Source organism: Xanthobacter sp. NM-59 (assembly GCF_021401125.1).
Taxonomy (GTDB): Bacteria; Pseudomonadota; Alphaproteobacteria; order Rhizobiales; family Xanthobacteraceae; genus Xanthobacter.
In genome coordinates this window covers 1-21,435 of the sequence record NZ_JACBFQ010000006.1, presented here as the reverse complement: position 1 = coordinate 21,435, position 21,435 = coordinate 1, and the positions used below count along the sequence as shown (strand labels likewise).

Below are 21,435 nucleotides of genomic sequence, written 5' to 3'. Positions count from 1 at the left end.
TCGCCCTTCGCGAGGCGACAGGCTAAAAGGTTCGGCCGCAAGAGCCGAGACGAGACAGCACAGAGGATTGCCATGACCACCGCTTCCTTCGATCTGGCCGACATCAAGCGCCGCATGCAGGGCGCCATCGGCGTGCTCAAGGACGAGCTCGGCGGCCTGCGCACCGGGCGCGCGTCCGCCAGTCTGCTGGAGCCCATCACGGTGGAGGCCTACGGCTCGCGCATGCCGCTGGTGCAGGTGGCCACCGTGTCCGTGCCCGAGGCGCGCCTGCTCCAGGTGCAGGTCTGGGATCGCGGCATGGTGGGCGCCGTGGAAAAGGCGATCTTGAATAGCAATCTCGGCCTCAACCCGGCCACTGAAGGCCAGACGCTGCGCCTGCGCATTCCCGAGCTTAACCAGGAGCGCCGGCAGGAGCTGGTGAAGGTGGCTCATAAATATGCCGAGGCCGCCCGCGTGTCGGTGCGCCATGTGCGGCGCGATGGCATGGACCAGCTCAAGAAGCTGGAAAAGGATGGCGAGATGAGCTCCGATGACATGGAGCGCCTGTCCAAGGACGTCCAGAAGGCCACGGATGAGGCCATCGTCGAGGTGGATCAGGTGGTGGCCCACAAGGAAAAGGAAATCCTCTCGGTCTGAGCCGCGCGGGAAGGAGCGCACGCTTTTGAGCCCTGAGCAAGCCATGTCCCTGCGCGACGCCACCGGTGCCGAAGAGCTGCCGGCGGCGGTGCCCGTGCACGTGGGCATCATCATGGACGGCAACGGGCGCTGGGCGACCTCGCGCAAGCTGCCGCGGGTGGAAGGGCACCGCCGCGGGGTGGAGGCGCTGCGCCGCTGCGTGCGCGCGGCCCAGGACATCGGCATCCGCTATCTCACCATCTACAGTTTCTCGCACGAGAACTGGTCGCGGCCGATGGCCGAGGTGGGCGAGCTGATGCGCCTGCTCAAATTCTTCATCCGGCACGATCTGGCGGACCTGCATGCCCAGGACGTGCGGGTGCGTGTGATCGGCGAGCGGGCGGGGCTGGCCAAGGAAATCCGCGCGCTGCTCGACGAGGCCGAGGCGCTGACCAGTGGCAATCAGGGCCTGACCCTGGTTGTCGCCTTCAATTACGGTTCGCGGCAGGAGATCGCCGCTGCCGCCGCTTCCATCGCTGCCGATGCGGCCGCCGGGCGCATCCGGCCCGAGGACGTGACCGTTGAGATGATCTCTCAGCGGCTCGAGACGGCGGGCATTCCAGACCCGGACCTCATCGTGCGCACCTCCGGCGAGCAGCGCCTGTCGAATTTCCTGCTGTGGCAGGCGGCCTATGCGGAGTTCGTCTTCCTGCCCATCTATTGGCCGGATTTCGACAAGGCGGCGCTGTTGTCCGCGGTCAACGAGTTCGCGCGGCGCGAGCGCCGCTTCGGCGGCGTGGCGCCGGCCCCGGCGCGCTGATGCCGCTTCACCATCCGGCGCAAACACCCCCCGGGCCCGCAGGCCGGAACAGCGATCTCAAGCGCCGCACACTGTCGGCGCTGGTGCTGGTGCCGCTGGTGCTCGGCCTCACCTTCTTCGGCAGCTGGCCGTTCGCCGTGCTCTGGGTGCTGGCGGGGCTTGCGATTCTCTATGAATGGGCCGCCATGGCGCGGCTGGGCAATCGGCGCGTGTGGCTGGCGCTTGGCACGCTGTGCGTGGCGGGCGCGGCGGGCCTGCTGCTGGTCTCCAGCCCCGCTTACGCTCTCAGCGTGATTCTCCTCGGCGCGGCGGCGGCTGCGCTCGCGGTTCCCGGCAAAAGTGTGTGGAGCCTTTCGGGGGTGCTGGTGGCTGCTGCGGCGGCGCTGCCCATCATCGCGCTGCGCGGGGAGGGGCATCTCGGTCTGCTGGCGGTGCTCTTCATCTATGCTGTGGTCTGGGCCACCGACATCTTTGCCTATTTCGTGGGTCGCGCCGTGGGTGGGCCCAAGCTGTGGCCCCGTGTATCGCCGAACAAGACTTGGTCCGGCGCGCTGGGCGGGGCGGCCGCTGGCGTGGTGGCGGGGGCGGCCGTCGCGGCCGCGGGCGGCGTGGTCCATCTTTGGCCGGTGGGCGGCGTTGCCCTGGTGCTCAGCGTGGTGAGCCAGGGGGGCGACCTGGCCGAATCGGCGGTGAAGCGGCGCTGCGGCGTGAAGGATGCGAGCCGTCTTATTCCCGGCCACGGAGGTATTCTGGACCGGCTGGACGGCTTTGCCGCCGCTTCGCTCGCTGCGCTGCTGCTGGCGGTGCTGCATGGCGGGACGGACCCAGCCACCGCCCTGCTGATGTGGTAGGAAGATATCCATGGAACGCGTTTCGGACCGCCCTCGCCAACGTCTCACCCTTCTGGGCGCCACCGGCTCCATCGGCCGCAGCGTGGCCAAGGTGCTGGCGGATGCGCCGGGGCGGTTCGAGGTGGAGGCCGTGGCCGGCGGGCGCGACGTGAAGGCCCTGGCCGACACGGCCCGGGCCCTGGGCGCGCGCTTCGCCGCAGTGGCGGACCCTTCCGCCGGGCGCGCCCTGGCGGATGCCCTGGCGGGCAGTGGCATCGCCTGCGGCGCCGGTCCATCTGCGATTCTCGACGCGGCCGCGCGCGAGGCGGATCTGGTGGTGAGTGCCATCGTCGGCGTTGCGGGCCTGGCGCCCTCGGTGGCGGCGCTGGGGCCCGGCCGGCGGATGGCCCTTGCCAACAAGGAATGCCTGGTGGCCGCAGGCCATTTCTTCATGGCCGAGGCAGCGCGCCGGGGTACCGAGCTGCTGCCCATGGACAGCGAGCATAACGCGATTTTCCAGGCCCTTTCGGCCGCGCCCGCTGCGGCGGTGGAGAAGGTAACGCTGACCGCCTCGGGCGGCCCCTTCCGGCAGAAGAGCCGGGTGGAGATGGAGCGGGCGACTCCGGCGGATGCGCTGAAGCACCCCAACTGGTCCATGGGCTCCAAGATCACAATTGATTCGGCCACCCTGATGAACAAGGGCCTGGAGCTGATCGAGGCGCACCACCTGTTTGCGCTGCCGCCTGAGCGTCTCGACGCGGTGGTGCACCCCGAATCCGTGGTGCATGGGCTGGTTTCCTTCGTGGACGGGTCCGTGGTGGCGGGGCTGGCGGTGCCGGACATGTGTGTGCCCATCGCCCATTGCCTGAGCTATCCGGAGCGCTTCACGACCACGAGCCGCCGGCTCGATCTGGTGAAAGCCGGGCGCCTGACATTCGAGGCGCCGGATGAGGCGCGTTTCCCCGCCTTGCGTCTGGCGCGCGAGGCGATGGCCGCGGGGGGCGCCGCGCCGACCCGGCTCAATGCCGCCAACGAGGTGGCTGTGGCCGCCTTCCTTGAAGGGCGCATCGGCTTCTATGGCGTGACCGATCTGGTGGCCGAGACGCTGGCGCGGCTGGGCGAGGGGCTGGCGCCGGCTTCCGCAGAGGAGGCCTTGGCGCTCGATGCCGAGGCGCGGCGGCTGAGCACCGGGCTGTTACCTAAGTTTGCCGCAAAGGCATCCTAGGCATAATGGAGGCGGAGCGGCCGCGCCCCTCCGTGACGGACGAGGACAAGGGACGATGGACGCAGTTTCAGCTTTGGGGACCACACTCACCGGTTTCGGCACCTCCCTGCTGGGCTACGTCATTCCATTCCTGTTCGTGCTGACCCTGGTGGTGTTCTTCCACGAGCTCGGGCATTTCTGGGTGGCGCGGCGCGCGGGTGTTCGCATCCTGACCTTTTCCCTGGGCTTTGGCCCGGAGATCGCCGGCTTCAACGACCGGCACGGCACGCGCTGGAAGATTTCCGCAATTCCGCTGGGCGGCTATGTGAAATTTTACGGCGACGAGGATGCCGCCTCGGTACCGGACCAGGCGGCGCTTGAGCGCATGAGTCCGGCGGAGCGGCGCCAGAGCTTCTTCTTCCAGCCGGTGAAGTGGCGGGCCGCCATTGTCGCGGCGGGGCCGGTTGCCAATTTCATCCTGGCCATCGTCATTTTCTCCCTGGTCTTCATGGTGTTCGGCCGCCCGGTTTCGGCGCCTCGCGTGGATCAGGTGAATCCTGGCAGCGCCGCGGCTGCGGCGGGTTTCAAGCCCGGTGACCTGGTGCTGGAGATCGATGGCGCCAAGGTGGAGAGCTTTGCCGACATGCAGCGCATCGTCGGTATCCATGCCGGCCAGCCGCTGACGTTCCGCGTCGAGCGCGGGGGTGCCGAGGTGAGTCTCACGGCCACGCCCGAGCTCAAGGAAGTGAAGGACGGATTCGGCAATGTCCATCGCACCGGCCTGCTCGGCATCTCTCGCTCCCTTGCGGAAGGGGATGTGACCATCCATCGCTATGGCCCTGTGGAAGCGGTCGGGATGGGTGTTCAGGAGACGTGGTTCGTGGTGGCGCGCACCTTCGACTATCTCGGCGGGCTCATTGTTGGGCGGGAATCGGCGGATCAGCTCGGCGGCCCCATCCGCATTGCCCAGGTGTCCGGCCAAGTGGCCACTTTCGGGATCGGCGCGCTGCTTTCCCTTGCGGCGGTTCTGTCGGTGTCGATTGGTCTTCTTAACCTCTTTCCCATTCCCATGTTGGATGGCGGGCATCTTCTGTTCTACGCTTTCGAAGCGGTGCGTGGTCGGCCTTTGAGCGCGCGCACGCAGGATATCGGGTTTCGGATCGGGCTCGCGTTGGTCCTCATGCTGATGGTCTTCGCGACCTGGAACGATGTCTTGCATATCGCTGCAATGTAAGGGGTTTGTGGGGTCCGCGGGGGTCGTGGCGGGAACGCAACGGTTCCGGCAAAAAGGACAGGCGAAAGGCCGGGCTCGGTTTGCAGCGCGGTGAAAAGCTTGTACAAGCGGCTACACAGGGTGAGAATCCGCAGCGGAAGCGTTGCGGGTTCGCGTTCGTCTAATATTTCAGGGTTGCGCGCCATATGACTGCTCCGCTCCGGGTGTTGAGAAGGCTGGCCGCCGCAGTTGGCATCGCCGCGTGTGTGGCCGTGTCCGCGGGGGCTGGTTCCCTTGTGGTGGCAGGGCCGGCCGCGGCCCAATCGAGCTCCATCGTGGTGGAAGGAAACCGCCGGGTGGATGCCGAGACCATCCGCTCCTATTTCGGTTCCGGCCCCTACACGGCCGCCAAGATCGACGAGGCCTGGAAGGCGCTCTACGCCACCGGCCTTTTCTCGGACGTTCAGGTGACGCAGTCCGGCGGGCGCATCATCGTTCGCGTGTCCGAGAACGAGGTGATCAACAAGGTTGCCTTCGAGGGCAACAAGAAGATCAAGGATGAGGTTCTGGCCGGCGAGGTGCAGTCCAAGCCGCGCGGCACTCTCTCCAAGGCGACGGTGCAGGCTGATACCCAGCGCATCATCGAGGTGTATCGGCGTTCCGGTCGCATGAATGTGCGCGTCAATCCCGTCACGATTGATCGCGGCAATGGTCGTGTCGATCTGGTGTTCGAGATCAACGAGGGTGACAAGCTCGGCGTGGCGGACATCAAGTTCGTCGGCAACAAGGCCTTTTCCGATTGGAAGCTGAAGGACGTCATCTCCACGACGACGACCAACTGGCTTTCGTTCCTGAAGTCCACGGACGTGTATGACCCCGATCGGGTGAATTCCGACCAGGAGCTTCTGCGTCGCTTCTACCTCAAGAACGGCTATGCCGACTTCCGCATCCTGGCGGCGACGGCTGAGCTCGATCCTGCGGGCAAGGGCTACATCATCACCTTCACGCTGGATGAGGGTGATCAGTACAAGTTCGGCAAGGTGGACGTGGTCTCCAACATCCGCGACGTTCCGGCCGACTCGCTGCGGGGCGTGGTTCGTGCCCAGGAGGGGCAGGTCTACAACGCGGATATGGTCGAGAAGTCCGTGGAGAACCTCACCATCGAGGTGTCCAAGAACGGTTACGCCTTCGCCCAGGTCCGTCCGCGTGGCGATCGCGACTTCGAAGCCAAGAAGATCAATGTGCTCTTCGTGGTGGAGGAGGGGCCGCGCGTCTATATCGAGCGCATCGATATCCGTGGGAACACTCGCACCCGTGACTGGGTCATTCGGCGCGAGTTCGATCTCGGCGAGGGTGATGCCTACAATCGCGTGCTGGTGGACCGCGCCGAACGTCGCCTGCGTAATCTCGGCTACTTCAAGACCGTCAAGATCTCCACCGAGCCCGGTTCCGCGCCCGATCGCGTGATCCTGGTGGTCGATGTGGAAGATCAGCCCACGGGTGAGTTTGCTGTCTCCGGTGGTTATTCCACCTCCGACGGTCTGATTGCGGAAGTGTCTCTGGGTGAGAAAAACTTCCTGGGGCGTGGTCAGTATGTGAAGGTGTCGGGCTCCTGGGGTCAGAATTCCCAGGGCGCGGAGTTCTCCTTCACCGAGCCGTACTTCCTTGGCTATCGTTTGGCGGCGGGTGTTGACCTGTACTGGAAGGAAACTCAGCCGACCAGCTACACGAGCTATGCGACCAATATGCTCGGCGGTGGTTTCCGCTTCGGTCTGCCGATCACGGACGAGGTGACCCTGGCTCTGCGGTACAATCTGTATCAGCGCGAGATCTCGATCTGCGATCAGAGCACCTATCCCTTGGCTTATCAGCAGGCGCTTTGCTACGAGAGCACGTCGTGGGCTGTGCGTCAGGCGGCTCAGGAAGGGAGCACGATCACCTCGGTTCTGGGCTATACCCTTTCCTTCAACGGGCTCGACAATAACCAGAACCCGACCCAGGGTCTGTATGCTGAGCTCAAGCAGGACTTGGCCGGTCTCGGCGGCGATGTGAACTTCTTCCGCACCACGGCCGATGTGCGTCACTACACCCCGCTGGTTTACGGCGACGCGGTTCTGATCCTGCGTGGTCAGGCTGGTTACGTGGACTCCTGGGGCGACAGCTCGTCCATGATGAACAACTTCTTCATGGGCCCCAACTTGGTGCGCGGCTTTGCTCCCTCTGGTATCGGCCCGCGTGACGTGGCGCCGTGTGCAAAGTCGAACTTCGGTACGCCCGCTTATTTCAACTGCCTCGACAACACCACGACGGCGCTGGGCGGGACTCTGTACTGGGGCGTGTCGGCAGAAGTTCAGTTCCCGCTGGCCTTTCTGCCGAAGGACATCGGTCTGAAGATGGCGGTCTTTGCGGATGCCGGCTCTGTTTACGACTATAATGGTCCGACCACGTTCGATAACGTGCTGAACTACAATGGAAACAACTATTACGGTAATCCGAATATCGTGAATTGCGGGACCACGGGTTACACGACCAAGAACGCGACCGGTAATGTCTGCGTCGCCGACGAAAATGTGGTTCGCTCTTCCATTGGCGCTTCTTTGATCTGGCAGTCGCCCTTCGGTCCGCTCCGCTTCGACTATGCGTGGGCTTTGTCGAAGGCGGACTACGACCAGATCCAGGAGTTCCGCTTCTCCGGCGGCACGCGCTTCTGATATCCATCCTGAAGGCAGGCGCCGGAGGGTCGAGGCTGAGGCCGAGGCTCTCCGGCGCCTGAACGTGTTTCATGACAGAGACCACTTTCTTCCCGCTGCCGGATGCTCTTGGGTTGGCGGCCGTGGCTGAGCTGTGCGGGGCACGGCTGGTCGTGCCCGAGGGTGTGGACGCTACCGAATGTGGCAGTCGTCTTATCCGTGGGCTCGCGACGCTCGAAACCGCTGGCCCGGATGATCTCGTGTTCTGCGATGCTCTTCAGTTCGCAGGCCAGATGGCGACGACACGAGCTGCGGCGTGCATCACATCGGAGCGCTTCGCCGAAAAGGCGCGGCCGGATCTGCCGTTGCTGTTGGCTCCGCGCCCGGCGGCGGCATTCCTAATCATCAGCCGCACTCTGTTTCCTGCGGCCCTGCGTCCTCTGCCGATTTTCGGCCAACGGGGCATCGCCCCTGGGGCGCTGGTCCACCCATCCGCGCGCCTCGAGGAGGGGGTGACGGTGGATCCCGGTGCGGTGCTGGGGCCGGATGTGGAGATTGGCGCCGGAAGCGTGATTTGCGCCGGTGCGGTGATCGGTCCGGGTGTGCGTATCGGGCGGGGCAGTGCGATCGGTCCGAATGCAAGTGTCATCCACGCGCTGGTTGGCAACAACGTCATCATCCATGGCGGTGCGCGGATCGGTTCTGATGGGTTTGGTTACCAGCCGAGCCCGAAGGGCCATCAAAAGGTGCCGCAGCTGGGCCGCGTTGTGATCCAGGACAATGTTGAAATCGGCGCCAACTCGACTGTAGATCGCGGCGCGCTGTCGGACACGGTGATCGGCGAGGGGACCAAGATCGATAATCTGGTTCAGATCGCCCATAACGTGGTGATTGGGCGGCACTGCATTGTGGTTTCACAGACCGGCATCTCCGGCTCCACACGGCTGGGTGACTTTGTGATGCTTGGTGGGCAAGTGGGCGTGGTGGGCCACGTCACCATTGGTGATGGCGCGCAGATCGCGGCTTCCAGCAATGTGAAGGGGGACGTGCCGCCCGGAGTCCGGTGGGGCGGGTCGCCCGCTAAGCCGGTTCGGGAATGGTTCCGTGAGGTCACGACCCTTAAGCGGCTGGCCGCCCGCCGCACGACAGACGAGGACGGGGAAGGATCGAACGCATGAGCGAGATGCTGCCGCAGGATGCTGAGACGGCGGAGAAGGCGCTGGAAAGCGCCGATATTCAGCGCATTCTGGCCTGTCTTCCTCACCGCTACCCGTTTCTGATGGTGGACCGCGTGGAGCGTATCGATGCGGATCGATCTTGCGTCGGTGTCAAGAACGTGTCCGCGAACGAACCGCATTTTCAGGGGCATTTTCCAGGCAATCCGGTGATGCCGGGGGTGCTCATCATAGAGGGCATGGCGCAGACCGCGGGCGTGATCTGTGTGATGGGCAAGGAGAAGGGCGCGAAGCCTTCCCTGGTTTATTTCATGACCATCGATGAGGCCAAGTTCCGCCGCCCGGTGGTGCCGGGTGACGTGCTCGAATATCACATGACCCGCATCACCCGGCGACGCAACATGTGGTGGTATAAAGGTGAGGCGAAGGTGGGGGGCGAGCTGGTTGCCGAAGCCAAGGTCGGCGCCATGATCATGGAGAATTGAGCGTGCCCAAGATCGACCCCACAGCCCGCGTCGAAAATACGGCTGGGCTTGCAGATGATGTGGTCATCGGTCCGTATTGCATCGTGGGTCCGCATGTGGTGCTCGCAGAGGGGGTTCGCCTCCACTCGCATGTGAACATTCAGGGTGACACCACCATTGGTGCGCGCACGGAAGTCTACCCCTTCGCATCGCTCGGCACCGCGCCGCAGTCGGTGCATTACAAGGGGGAGCGCACGAAGCTCGTCGTCGGTGCCGATTGTCTGCTGCGGGAGCATACGACTGCGAACATCGGGACGGCCGGCGGCGCGGGCGTTACGCGGATCGGCGATCAGGTCATGATGATGACAGGTTCGCACGTTGGCCACGACTGCACGGTGGGCAACAACGTGATCTTCGCGAATAATGCGGTGCTTGGTGGGCATGTCAGCGTCGGCGAGTTCACGTTCCTGGGCGGGCAATGCGCGGTGCACCAGTTCACGCGCATTGGCGCCCAGTGCATGATTTCGGGCCTGACGGGCGTGCGCGAGGATGTGATCCCCTTCGCCAATGTTCTGGGTCAGGCTGGCAAGCTTGTGGGGTTGAACGTTGTCGGCATGCGGCGCCGCGGTTTCTCCAAGACGCAGCTGCACGAGGCACGTGCCGTCTATCGTGAGCTGTTCTTTGGCACCGGCACTTTTGACGAGCGCCTGGAGCGCCTGCGGGAAAAGGTGGAAGGCTCCATCTTCGCGGCTCAGGTCGTCGCGTTCATCGACGCGGATCGCAAGCGCGCCCTGTGCCATCCCTCGCGGGGTGTGAGCGGGGAGGCGTGAGCCTTGGCAACGTCGCCACCGCAGATGGGTGAAGGCGGCACGGGCGGCGCCGCTGGGCGTGGCGCTGCGCCGATTGGGATCGTCGCCGGTAGCGGCGCGTTCCCGGCAGCGGTGGCTGAAGCCGTAAAGGCGCAGGGACGGGACGTGGTGCTGTTCCTCATCCGGGGTTTCGCCGATCCGGCGCTGGAGCGTTTTGAGCATCGCTGGTTCCGCCTCGGCTCGCTGGGGAGTGTGTCTGCGCTGGCCCGCGCGCGCGGCATCCGCGAGGTGGTGATGGTGGGCGGGCTGACGCGTCCGCGGGTGCGGGATCTTGGTCTGGACTGGACCATGGTTCGCCTTCTGCCACGCATCGCGCGCCTCTTTCGCGGGGGGGACAATCACCTGCTCTCCGGCGTGCTGGGCTTGGTGGCGGAACAGGGCTTCACCCTGCGCGGCGCCCATGAGGTGGCGCCCAATCTGCTGCTTCCGGAAGGTGTTCTGGGCGCCCATGTGCCCTCCGACCAGGCGCGGCAGGACATTACGCGCGGTCTGAAGCTGATTCATGCCCTGGGGCCGTTCGATGTGGGGCAGGGGGTGATTGTGGTCGACGGACTGGTCGCGACAGTTGAGGCCGCCGAAGGCACGGACCAGATGCTGGCGCGCTATGGCGAGCTGCGGCGCAGTGGGCGCCTGCGCTTCCCTGCGGGGCGGGGTGTCCTGGTGAAGGCACCAAAGCCCGGGCAGGATCGGCGCGTGGATCTGCCGTCGCTCGGGCCGGCGACCGTGGCGCGCGCGGCCGAAGCCGGGCTCGCCGGAATTGCCTTTGAGGCGGGGGGCGCCATGGTGCCGGATACGCAGGCGCTGGTGGCCGCGGCGGAGAGCGCGGGCCTGTTCGTGGTGGGCGTGAAGGATCCGCTGTCGTGAGCCTGCGCGCGTTCATGGTGGCCGGCGAGGAATCGGGAGATCAGCTCGGCGGCGCTCTCATGCAGACGCTGAGTGCGGCCGCGCCGGAAGGCATCGCCTTTCGCGGCGTCGGGGGCTCGCGCATGGCGCGGGCGGGGCTCGCAAGCCTGTTCCCGATGGAGGATCTCACCGCAATCGGCATCAGCGCGGTTCTGGCCAAGCTGCCGACCATCCTGCGGCGGCTGAAGGAAACGGTGGATGCCGTCCTTGCCGATCCGCCGGACGTGCTGGTGCTGATCGACGCGCCGGATTTCACCCATCGGGTGGCGGCGCGGGTGCGGGCAGCGAACCCGCGCATTCCCATCGTCAAATATGTGTCGCCCACAGTCTGGGTGTGGCGCGAGGGGCGCGCCCGGGCCATGCGCCCCTATGTGGACGCGCTGCTGGCGCTGCTGCCGTTTGAGCCCGATGTGCACCGCAGGCTCGGCGGCCCCCCCACTTTCTATGTGGGCCATCCGCTGCTGGAGCGGCTGCACGAACTGCGCCCGGATCCGCAGGAGGCAGCGCGGCGGAGTGCCTCGCCGGCGCGCGTGCTGGTGCTCCCGGGCAGCCGCCGGCGCGAAATCGTGCGCCTGGGCCGCGACTTCGGCGCGGCCCTTGGCAGGGTGGCTGCCGAACGGGAGCTTGAGCTGCTGCTGCCGACGCTGCCGCATCTGAAGGATCTTGTGGCGGAAACGATTTCCGATTGGCCCGTCCAGCCCCGCATCATTCTCGACGAGGCGGAGAAATACGCTGCCTTTCGCACCGCGCGTGCCGCGCTTGCGGCATCGGGCACCGTCACGCTGGAACTGGCCCTTGCCGGTATCCCGGAGGTTGCGGCCTATCGCATGGGGTGGCTGGAGGCGCAGATTGCCCGGCGGGTGCTGAAGGGCACCACCGTCATCCTTCCCAATCTGGTGCTGGGCCAGAATGTCGTGCCGGAATTCCTGCAGGAGTTTTGCACCGTTCCGGCTTTGACCAAGGCCCTGAGCGATGCCATTGACGACGGGCCGGCGCGGCGGCGCCAGGAAGCGGCCTTCGCCCGCCTGGACGATATTTTCGGAATCACCGGGCCGAGCCCCAGCGCCCGCGCCGCAGACGTGGTGTTGCGCCTGGCGCGCAGCGGCCGTACGGCAGCCTTGCCTGCCGCGTGATGGCGCGCTGAGGCGAAGGTCCGCGCGCCGTCTGGCGCACGCCCTTCGTGGCCCTGTCTGAGACACGGGCGCTCCACTCCGTAACGCAAGGGTGAGCGGGCGCGGCCAAATCCCGCCGTCTCTCTCAGAAAGAGGCCTTTGCGGAGCCACCAACGGTCGCCCGAGCCCCCGCCTTCACACCCTGACGTGCTCCCCATTTTCTGCTGGTCATCAGCCCGGCAAGGCTGGGCGTGGGCTCTCACGGGACAGGCTGGCGAGCACCGACCGTGATCGGCCGCGGACGCGCGTAGGGGCGTGAGGGTTGTCGTCGATCGGCTAAGCCTTGATGATCCTCCGCGCCTCGGCCAGCGAGGAGAAGGCGGGTTGATTGAGGCTCTCGTCGTGCAGACGGCCGTTGAGGTCTTCCACGACGGCATTCTGGATCAGCTTTGCCTGGCGCGATGTCGTGCCAATCTCTGGCAGTCTCCGCGCAGAAGCTCAGCATGGCCCGGCTGACCAGCTGAGTGCCGCTCTCGGGCACGATCGTGCAAGCGCGTTCGTGCCGGGCCATCCGTCAGCACGCCGGCGCACCACGCGGGTGAAAGCGTCGCCGATGCGCAGCACCCGGAAGCCACCCCCCATATCGGATGCGAGGTCGAGCCTCCAGCGCTGGTTCGCGCCCTCCGGGACGGCTGCCGGCGCTCTCGTGCCGAGCGCCGGCCTGTATCGCAGCGCCCGCAGTGCCGGCGCGCCGCAGCAGCGTCCGGGCGCTCCTGCAATGCTTTCGATGGGAAGTGCCTCTCGACGCCTGTCAGTCCTGGCGCTGGGCCGAAGTCGGCTGTCCGTGAGGCACGGGAGGACCGGCGACGCGCATGGCTGGCGACCGGGCTGCGGAGCGCGAAAAGGGGACCAGATCCACAGAGTGGCGCGGGCCCTCGCTTGCGTGGGGGGGCGGGGGGAGGGGGGAGGCGGCCGGGATGCCTGGGTTGTCGCGCCAAGCTGGCGAAAAAAAACGGGGCGAAGCCGGTCTGGCTTCGCCCCGTTCTGATGTTTCACCGCAAGCACGCTCCGAGGGAACGTGCCGGGCCTCCCGCGCTCACTTGCGCTGGGACATGGCGACGTAGTCGCGGCGGGCGGCGCCGGTGTAGAGCTGACGGGGACGGCCGATGCGCTGGCTCGGATCCTCGATCATTTCCTTCCACTGGCCGATCCAGCCCACGGTGCGGGCGAGAGCGAACAGCACGGTGAACATGGTGGTGGGGAAGCCCATCGCCTTCAGGGTGATGCCCGAATAGAAGTCGATGTTCGGATAGAGCTTCTTCTCGATGAAATACTCGTCGTGCAGCGCAATGCGCTCCAGCTCCACGGCCACGTCCAGCAGCGGATCGTCCTTGATGCCGAGCTCGCTCAGCACTTCGTGACAGGTCTTCTGCATGATCTTGGCGCGCGGGTCGTAGTTCTTGTAGACCCGGTGGCCGAAGCCCATGAGGCGGAAGGGGTCGTTCTTGTCCTTCGCGCGGGCGACATACTCGGGAATACGATCGACGGAGCCGATCTCGGCGAGCATCTTGAGGGCCGCTTCGTTGGCGCCACCGTGGGCGGGTCCCCACAGGCAGGCGATGCCAGCGGCGATGCAGGCGAAGGGATTGGCGCCGGAGGAGCCGGCAAGACGCACGGTGGAGGTGGAAGCGTTCTGCTCATGATCGGCATGGAGGATGAAAATCCGGTCCATGGCGCGGGCGAGAACGGGGTTCACCTTGTAGTCTTCGCAGGGAACCGCGAAGCACATGTGCAGGAAGTTGGACGTATAATCCAATTCATTCTTGGGATAAACGAAGGGCTGGCCAATAGAATACTTGTAGGCCATGGCCGCCAGCGTCGGGATCTTCGCGATCATGCGGATCGACGCGATGAGGCGCTGGTTCGGGTCAGAAATGTCGGTCGAGTCGTGATAGAAGGCCGACAGGGCGCCGACACAGGCCACCATGATGGCCATGGGGTGGGCGTCGCGGCGGAAACCGTTGAAGAAACGGGTCATCTGGTCGTGAACCATCGTGTGATGGGTCACGGAACGGTCGAACTCCGCCTTCTGGGCAGCGGTCGGCAGTTCGCCGTAAAGCAGCAGATAGCAGGTTTCAAGGAAGTCGCCGCCTTCGGCGACCTGCTCGATGGGGTAGCCGCGATAGAGCAGCACACCTTCATCGCCGTCGATATAGGTAATCTTGCTTTCGCACGAGGCCGTCGAGGTAAAGCCGGGGTCGTAGGTGAACATCCCGGTCTGGCCGTAGAGCTTCGAGATGTCGACTACGTCAGGCCCGATAGTTCCCCCGCGGATCGGCAGATCCCAGCTCTTTTCGCCCAAGCTGAACTTGGCGGCTTTGGCCCCGGAGTTGTTGGTGGCGTCCATGGATCCCTCATCCTTTGGGCGGACTGGGCGGCTTCGCGAATGCGAACCCGCCGCAGCGCAGTCCTAAACCCTCCCCAATCCTGCCGCAAGCATGACCATGCTTCATCGCGAGGCAGGGGAGCGGGACAAAGCGGCGGCAAGGTCTTCCGGGGTGTTCACGTTGAAGAACGGGTCGCCGTCCACCGCATCCCAGCTTTCTGTTACGGCGCCAAGGCTGGACAGGAGAAGCCCGACTTTCCGCTGTCCCGCAGCGAGAGCTGCCGCAAGCGGCGCGCGCGCGGCCTGCGGCCACAAGGCGATGACATGATGCACCTGCCCGCCTGAACCGGCGCAGACCACCCCTGCAGTCTGTGCATACCGATGTATGAGTCGGGAGACGAGGTCATGCGGAAGGAAGGGGGTATCGGCAGCCACGGTCAGCAGACTCGTGCCGGGCGATTCCCGTGCCACCCAGTCGAGCCCCGCCAGCACCCCGGCCAGAGGGCCCGGCCGATCGGCCACCGTGTCGGGAATGATGGGCAGCCCGAAGGGGGCGAACAGCTCCGGCGGGTCGTTGGCATTGATGGCCAGGCGCGACACCTGAGGCGCCACGCGCGCGACGACGTGGGCAATGAGCGGCTGCCCGGCCAGGGGCGCGAGGGGCTTCGGCAACGCCGCCACGGATGCCGCGCCAGCCGCCATGCGGCGCCCGTAGCCACCAGCGAGGATCAGTCCGAAGGGGAGGGGATCTTGAGTCACCATGTCGCTCCCGTGCAGTCGGGTCCACTTGCGCCTGCCGAATGCGTAAACGCCCGGCGGTGAGGCCGGGCGCTTCGCATGAGACGGGGCGGGACAGCCCTTGAGATGGCCCGCCGCGGAAACCGGAGGCTCAGTCCACCAGCGCCGTCGGGTGGTTGGAGCTCACGCGGCGGGGCAGCACCGCCGCAATCCGCGCCGCCAGCGCCCGCCAGGGGGCGAAGTCGTTCAGGCGCGAGGTTTCGAACCAGCCGATCAGTGCGGCCGCCATGAAGGGCAGGCTCTGCACCATCAAAGCGATGCCATAGAGATTGATCTCGCGGATATGCCGCCAGTCGTTCTTGGTCAGCGCCACGCCGGGCAGGTTGTTCAGGACGATGAGGACGATGCCGGCCGCCAGCAGCAGCCCGCCGAGAGTCGCCTCCGGCAGGGCCGGGAAGTGGCGCGCCGCGCCCGCCAGCCAGTTCTTGCCCTTGGCCGTGCGGGCGAAGGCGAGATCCTTGTAGCGGAAGCCGTCCAGCACCGCCTTGGCCACCGTGTACTGCACCGCGCTCGCCGCCACCGCCGCGCCCAGCATGCGCAGGGGCGTGGTCTCCACCCGCAGACGGTACAGGCTGACGAAGTGCATCAGATAGACCAGGAAGGTCATCAGGATGGGCAGGGTGAGCACATAGGCCGGTACCGACACGCCGAACAGCAGCACGAAGGGCACGAAGGCGAGGGACGCCAGCGCCATGGCCGCGCCGACCGATTCCGAGCCGAGCCAGGAGATCCAGCCCAGCACGAAGTGGCGCTTCTGGGCAGTGGTCAGGCGCGAGCGGCCGGGCAGGAAGCGCCGCCAATGCTTCTTGATGATCTGGAAGCCGCCATAGGCCCAGCGGTGACGCTGCTTCTTGAAGGCCTCGAAATTGTCGGGCAGCAGGCCGTAACCGTAACGCTTGCGGGTGTAATGGGTCTTCCAGCCGTTCTCGGCGATGGTGAGGCCGAGATCGGTATCCTCGCAGATGGTGTCCGAGGACCAGTTGCCCGCCTCCACCATGGCCGCGCGGCGGATGAGGCACATGGTGCCGTGCACCACGATGGCGTCATCCTCATTGCGCTGGACCATGCCGATGTCGAAGAAGCCGGCATATTCGGCATTCATCGCTTCGTGCAGGGGGCTGAGGCCGGCGTCGCGATGGTCCTGCGGCGCCTGCACGAGGCCCACGGTGGGGTCCTCGAACACGGGCACGAGGTCCTTCAGCCAGTCGGGCGTCACCACATAGTCGGCGTCGATGATGCCGATGATCTCGGCGTCGGGCGCGGTGTGCTCCAGCGCGATGCGCAGGGCGCCGGCCTTGAAGCCCGCCACCTTCTCCGCATTGATGAACTTGAAGCGGTCGCCGAGCTTGGCGCAGTGCTCGCGCACCGGCTCCACCATTGCTGGATCCGGGGTGTTGTTGATGATGATGATGGCTTCGAAGTTCGGATATTCCAGCTTCGCCAGGGCGTCGATGGTCTCCTTCAGCATCTCCGGCGGCTCGCGATAGGCGGGCACGTGGATGGAGACCTTCGGGAAGCGCGAGGGGGTGCCGGGCTTCAGCGATTCCACCAGCCGGTGGGGGCCGTTGCCGAAGGCGATGGCGGCCATCTCCTCCACCCGGTAGAGCAGCACGAACACCAGGGGCACCAGCATCACCACGCTGAGCGCCAGGGTGATGTAGTCGCCGCCGGTGACGTAGTGGTTCATCCAGTAGTCGACCACGGTCGCCAGCCACGCGGCCACGCCATTGGCGGCGCCGGCCAGCACCAGGCCCTGGGACATGGTGAGGTCGCGCATGCGCAGCAGCGGCAGGGTGAACAGCACGCCCAGCAGCAGCGCCAGCACGGCGGTCTGGGTGTAGGTGTGCTCGACGATGGGGCCGGTGAGGGGGAACTTCAGGTTCCGGTCGGCGTCGAACACGCCCCAGTACTGGCCCACGGAGCCTTCGTTCTGCTTCTTGGGCAGGTCGAAGGCCTCAATGATGTTGTACTCGATGCCGAGTGCGTCGGCGCGGGCCACGAATTCGCGGATGATCTTGGCCTGCTCGATGGGGTCGGGCACGCTGGCGCCGCGGTTGAAGCCGTGGGAGGGCCAGCCGAACTCGCCGATGACGATGCGCTTGCCGGGATAGGCGGCGCGCAGGCGATTGTAGGCATTGATGGTGTAGTCCACCACCTTGTCCGCCGGCACGTCCTCCCAATAGGGCAGGATGTGGGCGAGGATGAAGTCGGCCGAGGCGGCCACTTCCGGATGGTCGAGCCAGGTGTTCCAGATTTCGCCGGTGGTCACCGGCACGTTCACCTGCCGCTTCATCTGGCGGATGAGCTCGGCGAGCTCGGTGTCGTCCATGTCGCCGCGCAGCAGGGTCTCGTTGCCGACCACCACGGCCTGGACGTTGCGATTCTTTTTCGCCACCTCGATCACGCCCGCGATCTCGCGGTCGTTGGCCTCCTTGGCCTTCTCGATGACGGCGCCGGTGTCCTTGTCCTTGTCGCGGTTCAGCCACGCGCCGGCGGTGACCTTGATTCCCTGCTCGCCGGCGATGGGAGCGATCAGCTCCTTGCCGTTGGTGGAGGAATAGGTACGCACGCCGCGCGTGTAGGGCGACACGACCTTCATGTCCGAGCGGACCTGGGCCGCATTGGTCGGCGCCTCGCCCTCAGGGCTCATGTCGCGGCTGAAGGGCGCGAACGACAGGCTCTGGAAGCGATCCGTGATGTTCGGAGCGCTGACCTCGGGACGCAGGGAAATCCACATCGCGGCGTGGATCGATGTCACAACCGCAATGACCGCCGCCGCAGCAGCAAGACCGGGACGCATGGCGATGCCCACCCAAATCTGGGAGATCTCGAACCGCGAACGCTGCCTAAGCCGCGAAGGGTTCTGGAAAACCAAAGGCTTGGGGCACCCTTTCGACCTGCCCCCAGGTCGGCACCGCAGTGGGGGGAAACCCCCACGCTGCAATGCGTCGAGACACTAACATGCTCAGCTTTGGAGATAAATCCTGATCGTGGCGGGTCTGGGACGCCGTTGCGTCAGCCCCATGACCCTGCCGTGACCTTATTGTTGGGCTGGAGCAGGGGCTGCGGCCGCCGGCGGAGCCGCGATGTAGTCGGGATTGATCCAGCACTGGTGCGTGCGGGCATCCACCCGCTCGCGGGCCTTGGGGTCGATCTTGCCCTGGCGCACCAGGCAGCGGAAGGCGAGCTTCAGGTGCTCGGTGGGGCAGCCGAAGCGCTCGTAGATCTCGAGGTGGCGGCGGGCCGTGTCGATGTCATCGTTCCACAGCAGTGCGGCAATGCGCCGCCCCGTCCAAACGCATTCGGGCAGGCCGGCGGTGCCGGGCAGCTTGGAGGCCTCGTTGAACTCCTCCACCGAGCGGCGTTGGGCCTCCTGGGCGGCCTTCTGCTCGGGGGTGAGCTGCGGTTCCTGAGCCGGCTTCTGCTCGGGGGGCTGGGACTGGGCCGCCGCCGGGGCGAGCCCCGCGCCGAGGCTGAACGCGAGGGCGAGGGCGCCCGCCAGGGCAGAAAACTTAGAGCGTTGCATGAGGGCCATGATCTTCAGAAGGAAGGCGCGGAGCGATCCGCGGCGACAAGTTAGGTGAAGGCGGTGATTTTGTCAGCATGACGGCGCAGCAGCTGGCAACCACCGTTTAGGTGGATCGTCTCCACGGATCGCTGCGCCGGGTCGCGGTGCAGGCTTCACACCGCCACCGTGAAGCTCTATTTGCCCAGTTTCTGGCGAACGGGGCCGCGGCCGAAGGGCGAATGGCGCGTCCCGTGTTGACGCCACTGGGAGTTCTTATGTCCCGATCCATGCGGCTGCCGCTTGCTCTCGCGCTCACCGTCGCCGTGCTGGTCTGCGGCCTTTGGGTCTGGCTGGGCCGGCCGGTAGCCATGCCGCCCTCGCCGCTGGCGGCTGGCGAAAAGCTGCCCTGCGTGTCCTATGCGCCGTTCCGCGACGGGCAGTCGCCCTTCCAGAAGGGCTTGGTGATCCCCGAGGCGCAGATCGACGAGGATTTCGCACAGCTCGCCAAGATTACCGGCTGTGTGCGCACCTATTCCATCGAGATGGGGCTCGACAAGGCGCCGGCCATCGCCCGCAAGCATGGGCTCACCATGCTGCTGGGCATCTGGCTTGGCCCCGATCCGGATCGCAACCGGGTGGAGCTCGACACCGGCGTGCGCCTTGCACAAAAAAATCCGGACGTGGTTAAGGGCGTGGTGGTCGGCAACGAGGTGCTGCTGCGCGGCGAAATGTCCGCCACCGACCTCGGTTCCACCCTGCGCTGGGTGAAGTCGCAGGTGGGCGACGTCCCGGTGACCTATGCCGATGTGTGGGAGTTCTGGGAGCGCAACAAAGGCCTCACCGAGAACGTGGATTTCGTCACCATCCACATCCTGCCCTATTGGGAGGACCTGCCCGTGTCCGCCGCCGAGGCGGGCCCCCATGTGGACCAGATCCGCCAGAAGATGGCGGAGGAGTTTCCCGGCAAGGAGATCCTGATCGGCGAGACCGGCTGGCCCAGTTCCGGGCGCATGCGCGAGGAGGCGCTGCCTTCGCCCTCCAACCAGGCGCAGGTGATGCACGATGTGGTCGCCCTGGCGAAGAAGCGCGGCTATCGGGTGAACGTTATCGAGGCGTTCGACCAGCCCTGGAAGCGCCGCAGCGAGGGCACGGTGGGCGGCCATTGGGGTCTGATCGACGCTTCCACCCGCACCCCCAAGTTCGAATGGGGCCAGCCAGTGGAGGATTTTCCCGGCTGGAAGATGCACATCGCCGTGGGGCTCGTTGTGGTGGCTGCCGCCTTCGGCGCCGCCTGGCGGGCCGGCCGTGATCGCGACGGGGGCGTGACGCCGGCGGAATGGGGCGCGGTGGCACTGGTGGCGCTGTTCGGCGGCGCCACCCTCGGGGCCGCGCTCTCGGCCCTGCCGCTGGAGAGCCTGGGCTTCGTCGGCTGGCTGCGCAACGGGCTGCTGCTGGCAGCGTCGGCAGCCGCCATGGTGGTGATGCCGGCCGTCATCGGCGGCGGGCGGGGGCTCGCCCCCTTCTCCATCGCCCTCGACGGCCGCATGCGGGCGCGCTGGGAGGGGCTGACGGTGGCCTCGGCCCTGATGCTGGTGCTGGGCGTGGTGGCGGTCGGCTCGGTGGCGTTCGAGCTGGTGTTCGATCCGCGCTACAAGGATTTCCCCGTGTTCCCGCTGACGGGCCTCGTCGCGGCGCTGTTCGCTCCGCTGCTGGTGCGGCGCGCGGAGCGCGAAGGCGCGGGGCTGGGGGAGACGGTGGCCGCCTGGGTGATGCTCATCGGCGGCATCTATGTGCCGCTCAATGAGGGGCTTTCGAACTGGCAGGCGGCCTGGTTCGGCGCGCTCTGCCTGGTCATGGCCTTCACGCTGTGGCGGGTCCAGGCCGTGCAAAGGAAAGGATGAGCCCCATCGCCGCCAGGGCGCCGGCGACCTCGTTGTGGAACACCAGCGCGAACGCCGTGAACACCATGGTCATGGCGAACGCCGCGAGCGAGGGCGCGACCAGCTGCATCAGCGCGCCGATGAGGGCCAACCCGCCGAACACATTCCACAGCGAGAAGGTGAGCACTGCCGCGCGCCCATAGCAGCCCATGCTTTCCAGCCCCGCTTCGCAGGCCAGACCCACCAGCGCGGGTTCCACTACCATGTAGCGCATGTAGAGGGCCCAGCCGACCGCGCCCATGCCAAGGGGAATGAGCCAGTTCAGGCTCTTCGGGCCGGGGCGGAACAGGGGCCGTTCGGCATAGGGCAAATCGGGCATGGCGATGATCCGTCTCTTTCGTTCCGCGGCTGGCTTAGGAGGTGGCATTGCCGCCGTCCAGTGGCAAGAGCGAGGCGCTCTGTCGGTTCTCAAGGCGTAGGGGCGGGCATGACGCAGGGACGTCGCCGCGCGACAGGGCCGGTGCGAGGGCCCTGCGGGAGCGGCCGGTTTCCGCGCGGCGGAAGGCGCGATAGCGGACAGCGCACAGGGAGTAAGCATGATGAGGGAACGGACGCTGCTGGTGGTTGTGCTGGCTGCAGGTGAGGGCACGCGCATGGCCTCGCGTCTGCCGAAGGTGCTGCACAAGGTGGCGGGCCGCACCATGCTTCACCATGTGCTGGAGACGACGCGGGCCGCGGGCGCCACGGGCACGGCGGTGGTGGTGGGCCCTGACCGGGAGGATGTGGCGGCCGAGGCGCTGCGGGTGAGCCCCGATGCGCGCGTGTTCGTCCAGCGCGAGCGGCTCGGCACCGCCCATGCGGTTCTCGCCGCCCGCGCGGCGCTGGAGCAGGGCGCCGACGACATTCTCGTGCTTTATGCCGACACCCCGCTGATCCGGCCCGAGACGCTGGCCCGCCTGCGCGCCCCC

At 66.3% G+C, this 21,435-nt stretch carries 19 protein-coding genes; 13 read left to right on the top strand and 6 right to left on the bottom strand.

The window, feature by feature from the left end:
* Positions 1 to 72: 72 nt before the first annotated feature.
* The 11 genes from frr (at position 73) to lpxB (ending at position 11,916) form a co-directional block, all read left to right on the top strand.
* On the top strand, positions 73 to 636 hold the full coding sequence (frr, locus tag L0966_RS12360) for a ribosome recycling factor (RefSeq protein WP_234052244.1): 564 nt from the start codon (positions 73 to 75) through the stop codon (positions 634 to 636).
* A gap of 43 nt (positions 637 to 679) precedes the next feature.
* On the top strand, positions 680 to 1,435 hold the full coding sequence (locus L0966_RS12355) for an isoprenyl transferase (protein WP_234052435.1): 756 nt from the start codon (positions 680 to 682) through the stop codon (positions 1,433 to 1,435).
* Complete coding sequence (locus L0966_RS12350; RefSeq protein WP_234052243.1) at positions 1,435 to 2,286, top strand: phosphatidate cytidylyltransferase; 852 nt, start codon at positions 1,435 to 1,437, stop codon at positions 2,284 to 2,286. Before L0966_RS12355 ends, L0966_RS12350 begins: the two co-directional genes overlap by 1 nt.
* A 10-nt stretch (positions 2,287 to 2,296) precedes the next feature.
* Positions 2,297 to 3,490, top strand: a complete 1,194-nt coding sequence (gene dxr / locus L0966_RS12345; RefSeq protein WP_234052242.1) for a 1-deoxy-D-xylulose-5-phosphate reductoisomerase — start codon at positions 2,297 to 2,299, stop codon at positions 3,488 to 3,490.
* Between the two features lie 55 nt (positions 3,491 to 3,545).
* Positions 3,546 to 4,703 (top strand): RIP metalloprotease RseP, encoded by a 1,158-nt coding sequence (gene rseP / locus L0966_RS12340; protein ID WP_234052241.1) that lies wholly within the window; start codon positions 3,546 to 3,548, stop codon positions 4,701 to 4,703.
* A gap of 185 nt (positions 4,704 to 4,888) precedes the next feature.
* A complete protein-coding gene (gene bamA, locus L0966_RS12335) occupies positions 4,889 to 7,393 on the top strand; it encodes an outer membrane protein assembly factor BamA (protein ID WP_234052240.1) in 2,505 nt (834 codons plus the stop codon).
* 71 nt (positions 7,394 to 7,464) lie between these two features.
* Positions 7,465 to 8,550, top strand: coding sequence for a UDP-3-O-(3-hydroxymyristoyl)glucosamine N-acyltransferase (lpxD, locus tag L0966_RS12330; RefSeq protein ID WP_234052239.1), 1,086 nt, complete (start codon positions 7,465 to 7,467; stop codon positions 8,548 to 8,550).
* Positions 8,547 to 9,032 (top strand): 3-hydroxyacyl-ACP dehydratase FabZ, encoded by a 486-nt coding sequence (fabZ, locus tag L0966_RS12325; protein ID WP_234052238.1) that lies wholly within the window; start codon positions 8,547 to 8,549, stop codon positions 9,030 to 9,032. Before lpxD ends, fabZ begins: the two co-directional genes overlap by 4 nt.
* Before the next feature lie 2 nt (positions 9,033 to 9,034).
* Positions 9,035 to 9,841, top strand: coding sequence for an acyl-ACP--UDP-N-acetylglucosamine O-acyltransferase (gene lpxA, locus L0966_RS12320; protein WP_234052237.1), 807 nt, complete (start codon positions 9,035 to 9,037; stop codon positions 9,839 to 9,841).
* Positions 9,842 to 9,844: 3 nt separating this feature from the next.
* Positions 9,845 to 10,744: an LpxI family protein gene (locus L0966_RS12315; RefSeq protein WP_234052236.1), complete on the top strand. Its 900-nt coding sequence runs from the start codon at positions 9,845 to 9,847 to the stop codon at positions 10,742 to 10,744.
* 14 nt (positions 10,745 to 10,758) lie between these two features.
* Entirely contained in the window at positions 10,759 to 11,916 is a 1,158-nt protein-coding gene (lpxB, locus tag L0966_RS12310) for a lipid-A-disaccharide synthase (protein ID WP_234052434.1), read from the top strand.
* Positions 11,917 to 12,231: 315 nt separating this feature from the next.
* Here lpxB and L0966_RS12305 read toward each other — a convergent pair whose 3' ends face one another.
* From L0966_RS12305 to L0966_RS12285, 5 genes are all read right to left on the bottom strand, one after another.
* Positions 12,232 to 12,339, bottom strand: a complete 108-nt coding sequence (locus L0966_RS12305) for an integrase core domain-containing protein (RefSeq protein WP_370641782.1) — start codon at positions 12,337 to 12,339, stop codon at positions 12,232 to 12,234.
* 652 nt (positions 12,340 to 12,991) lie between these two features.
* Entirely contained in the window at positions 12,992 to 14,302 is a 1,311-nt protein-coding gene (gene gltA, locus L0966_RS12300) for a citrate synthase (RefSeq protein WP_234052234.1), read from the bottom strand.
* Between the two features lie 102 nt (positions 14,303 to 14,404).
* Entirely contained in the window at positions 14,405 to 15,043 is a 639-nt protein-coding gene (gene mobA / locus L0966_RS12295) for a molybdenum cofactor guanylyltransferase MobA (RefSeq protein ID WP_234052233.1), read from the bottom strand.
* Between the two features lie 127 nt (positions 15,044 to 15,170).
* Positions 15,171 to 17,879 carry a glycosyltransferase gene (locus L0966_RS12290; RefSeq protein WP_234052232.1) on the bottom strand — a complete coding sequence of 903 codons (2,709 nt, stop codon included), beginning with the start codon at positions 17,877 to 17,879 and terminating at the stop codon, positions 15,171 to 15,173.
* A 240-nt stretch (positions 17,880 to 18,119) separates the two neighbouring features.
* Positions 18,120 to 18,605, bottom strand: a complete 486-nt coding sequence (locus tag L0966_RS12285; RefSeq protein WP_234052231.1) for a hypothetical protein — start codon at positions 18,603 to 18,605, stop codon at positions 18,120 to 18,122.
* Positions 18,606 to 18,862: 257 nt separating this feature from the next.
* Here L0966_RS12285 and L0966_RS12280 point away from each other — a divergent pair, with 257 nt between their 5' ends.
* Positions 18,863 to 20,488, top strand: a complete 1,626-nt coding sequence (locus L0966_RS12280; RefSeq protein ID WP_234052230.1) for a glycosyl hydrolase family 17 protein — start codon at positions 18,863 to 18,865, stop codon at positions 20,486 to 20,488.
* Here the strand turns inward: L0966_RS12280 and L0966_RS12275 are convergent.
* Positions 20,448 to 20,846 (bottom strand): hypothetical protein, encoded by a 399-nt coding sequence (locus L0966_RS12275; RefSeq protein ID WP_234052229.1) that lies wholly within the window; start codon positions 20,844 to 20,846, stop codon positions 20,448 to 20,450. The two genes, L0966_RS12280 and L0966_RS12275, sit on opposite strands and share 41 nt — an antisense overlap.
* Before the next feature lie 220 nt (positions 20,847 to 21,066).
* On the opposite strand from L0966_RS12275, the gene L0966_RS12270 reads away from it, so the two are divergent.
* Positions 21,067 to 21,435: NTP transferase domain-containing protein (locus L0966_RS12270; protein ID WP_234052433.1), on the top strand; the 369-nt coding region annotated here is incomplete at its 3' end.

What these genes read in the sequence shown, in the direction of transcription:
- mobA (WP_234052233.1), bottom strand. Translation starts at nt 15,043, where the DNA reads ATGGTGACTCAAGATCCCCTCCCCTTCGGACTGATCCTCGCTGGTGGC.
- L0966_RS12285 (WP_234052231.1), bottom strand. Translation starts at nt 18,605, where the DNA reads ATGCAACGCTCTAAGTTTTCTGCCCTGGCGGGCGCCCTCGCCCTCGCG.
- frr (WP_234052244.1), top strand. Translation starts at nt 73, where the DNA reads ATGACCACCGCTTCCTTCGATCTGGCCGACATCAAGCGCCGCATGCAG.
- rseP (WP_234052241.1), top strand. Translation starts at nt 3,546, where the DNA reads ATGGACGCAGTTTCAGCTTTGGGGACCACACTCACCGGTTTCGGCACC.
- lpxB (WP_234052434.1), top strand. Translation starts at nt 10,759, where the DNA reads ATGGTGGCCGGCGAGGAATCGGGAGATCAGCTCGGCGGCGCTCTCATG.
- L0966_RS12355 (WP_234052435.1), top strand. Translation starts at nt 680, where the DNA reads ATGTCCCTGCGCGACGCCACCGGTGCCGAAGAGCTGCCGGCGGCGGTG.
- dxr (WP_234052242.1), top strand. Translation starts at nt 2,297, where the DNA reads ATGGAACGCGTTTCGGACCGCCCTCGCCAACGTCTCACCCTTCTGGGC.
- bamA (WP_234052240.1), top strand. Translation starts at nt 4,889, where the DNA reads ATGACTGCTCCGCTCCGGGTGTTGAGAAGGCTGGCCGCCGCAGTTGGC.
- fabZ (WP_234052238.1), top strand. Translation starts at nt 8,547, where the DNA reads ATGAGCGAGATGCTGCCGCAGGATGCTGAGACGGCGGAGAAGGCGCTG.
- L0966_RS12280 (WP_234052230.1), top strand. Translation starts at nt 18,863, where the DNA reads ATGTCCCGATCCATGCGGCTGCCGCTTGCTCTCGCGCTCACCGTCGCC.
- L0966_RS12350 (WP_234052243.1), top strand. Translation starts at nt 1,435, where the DNA reads ATGCCGCTTCACCATCCGGCGCAAACACCCCCCGGGCCCGCAGGCCGG.
- L0966_RS12290 (WP_234052232.1), bottom strand. Translation starts at nt 17,879, where the DNA reads ATGCGTCCCGGTCTTGCTGCTGCGGCGGCGGTCATTGCGGTTGTGACA.
- gltA (WP_234052234.1), bottom strand. Translation starts at nt 14,302, where the DNA reads ATGGACGCCACCAACAACTCCGGGGCCAAAGCCGCCAAGTTCAGCTTG.
- lpxD (WP_234052239.1), top strand. Translation starts at nt 7,465, where the DNA reads ATGACAGAGACCACTTTCTTCCCGCTGCCGGATGCTCTTGGGTTGGCG.
- L0966_RS12275 (WP_234052229.1), bottom strand. Translation starts at nt 20,846, where the DNA reads ATGCCCGATTTGCCCTATGCCGAACGGCCCCTGTTCCGCCCCGGCCCG.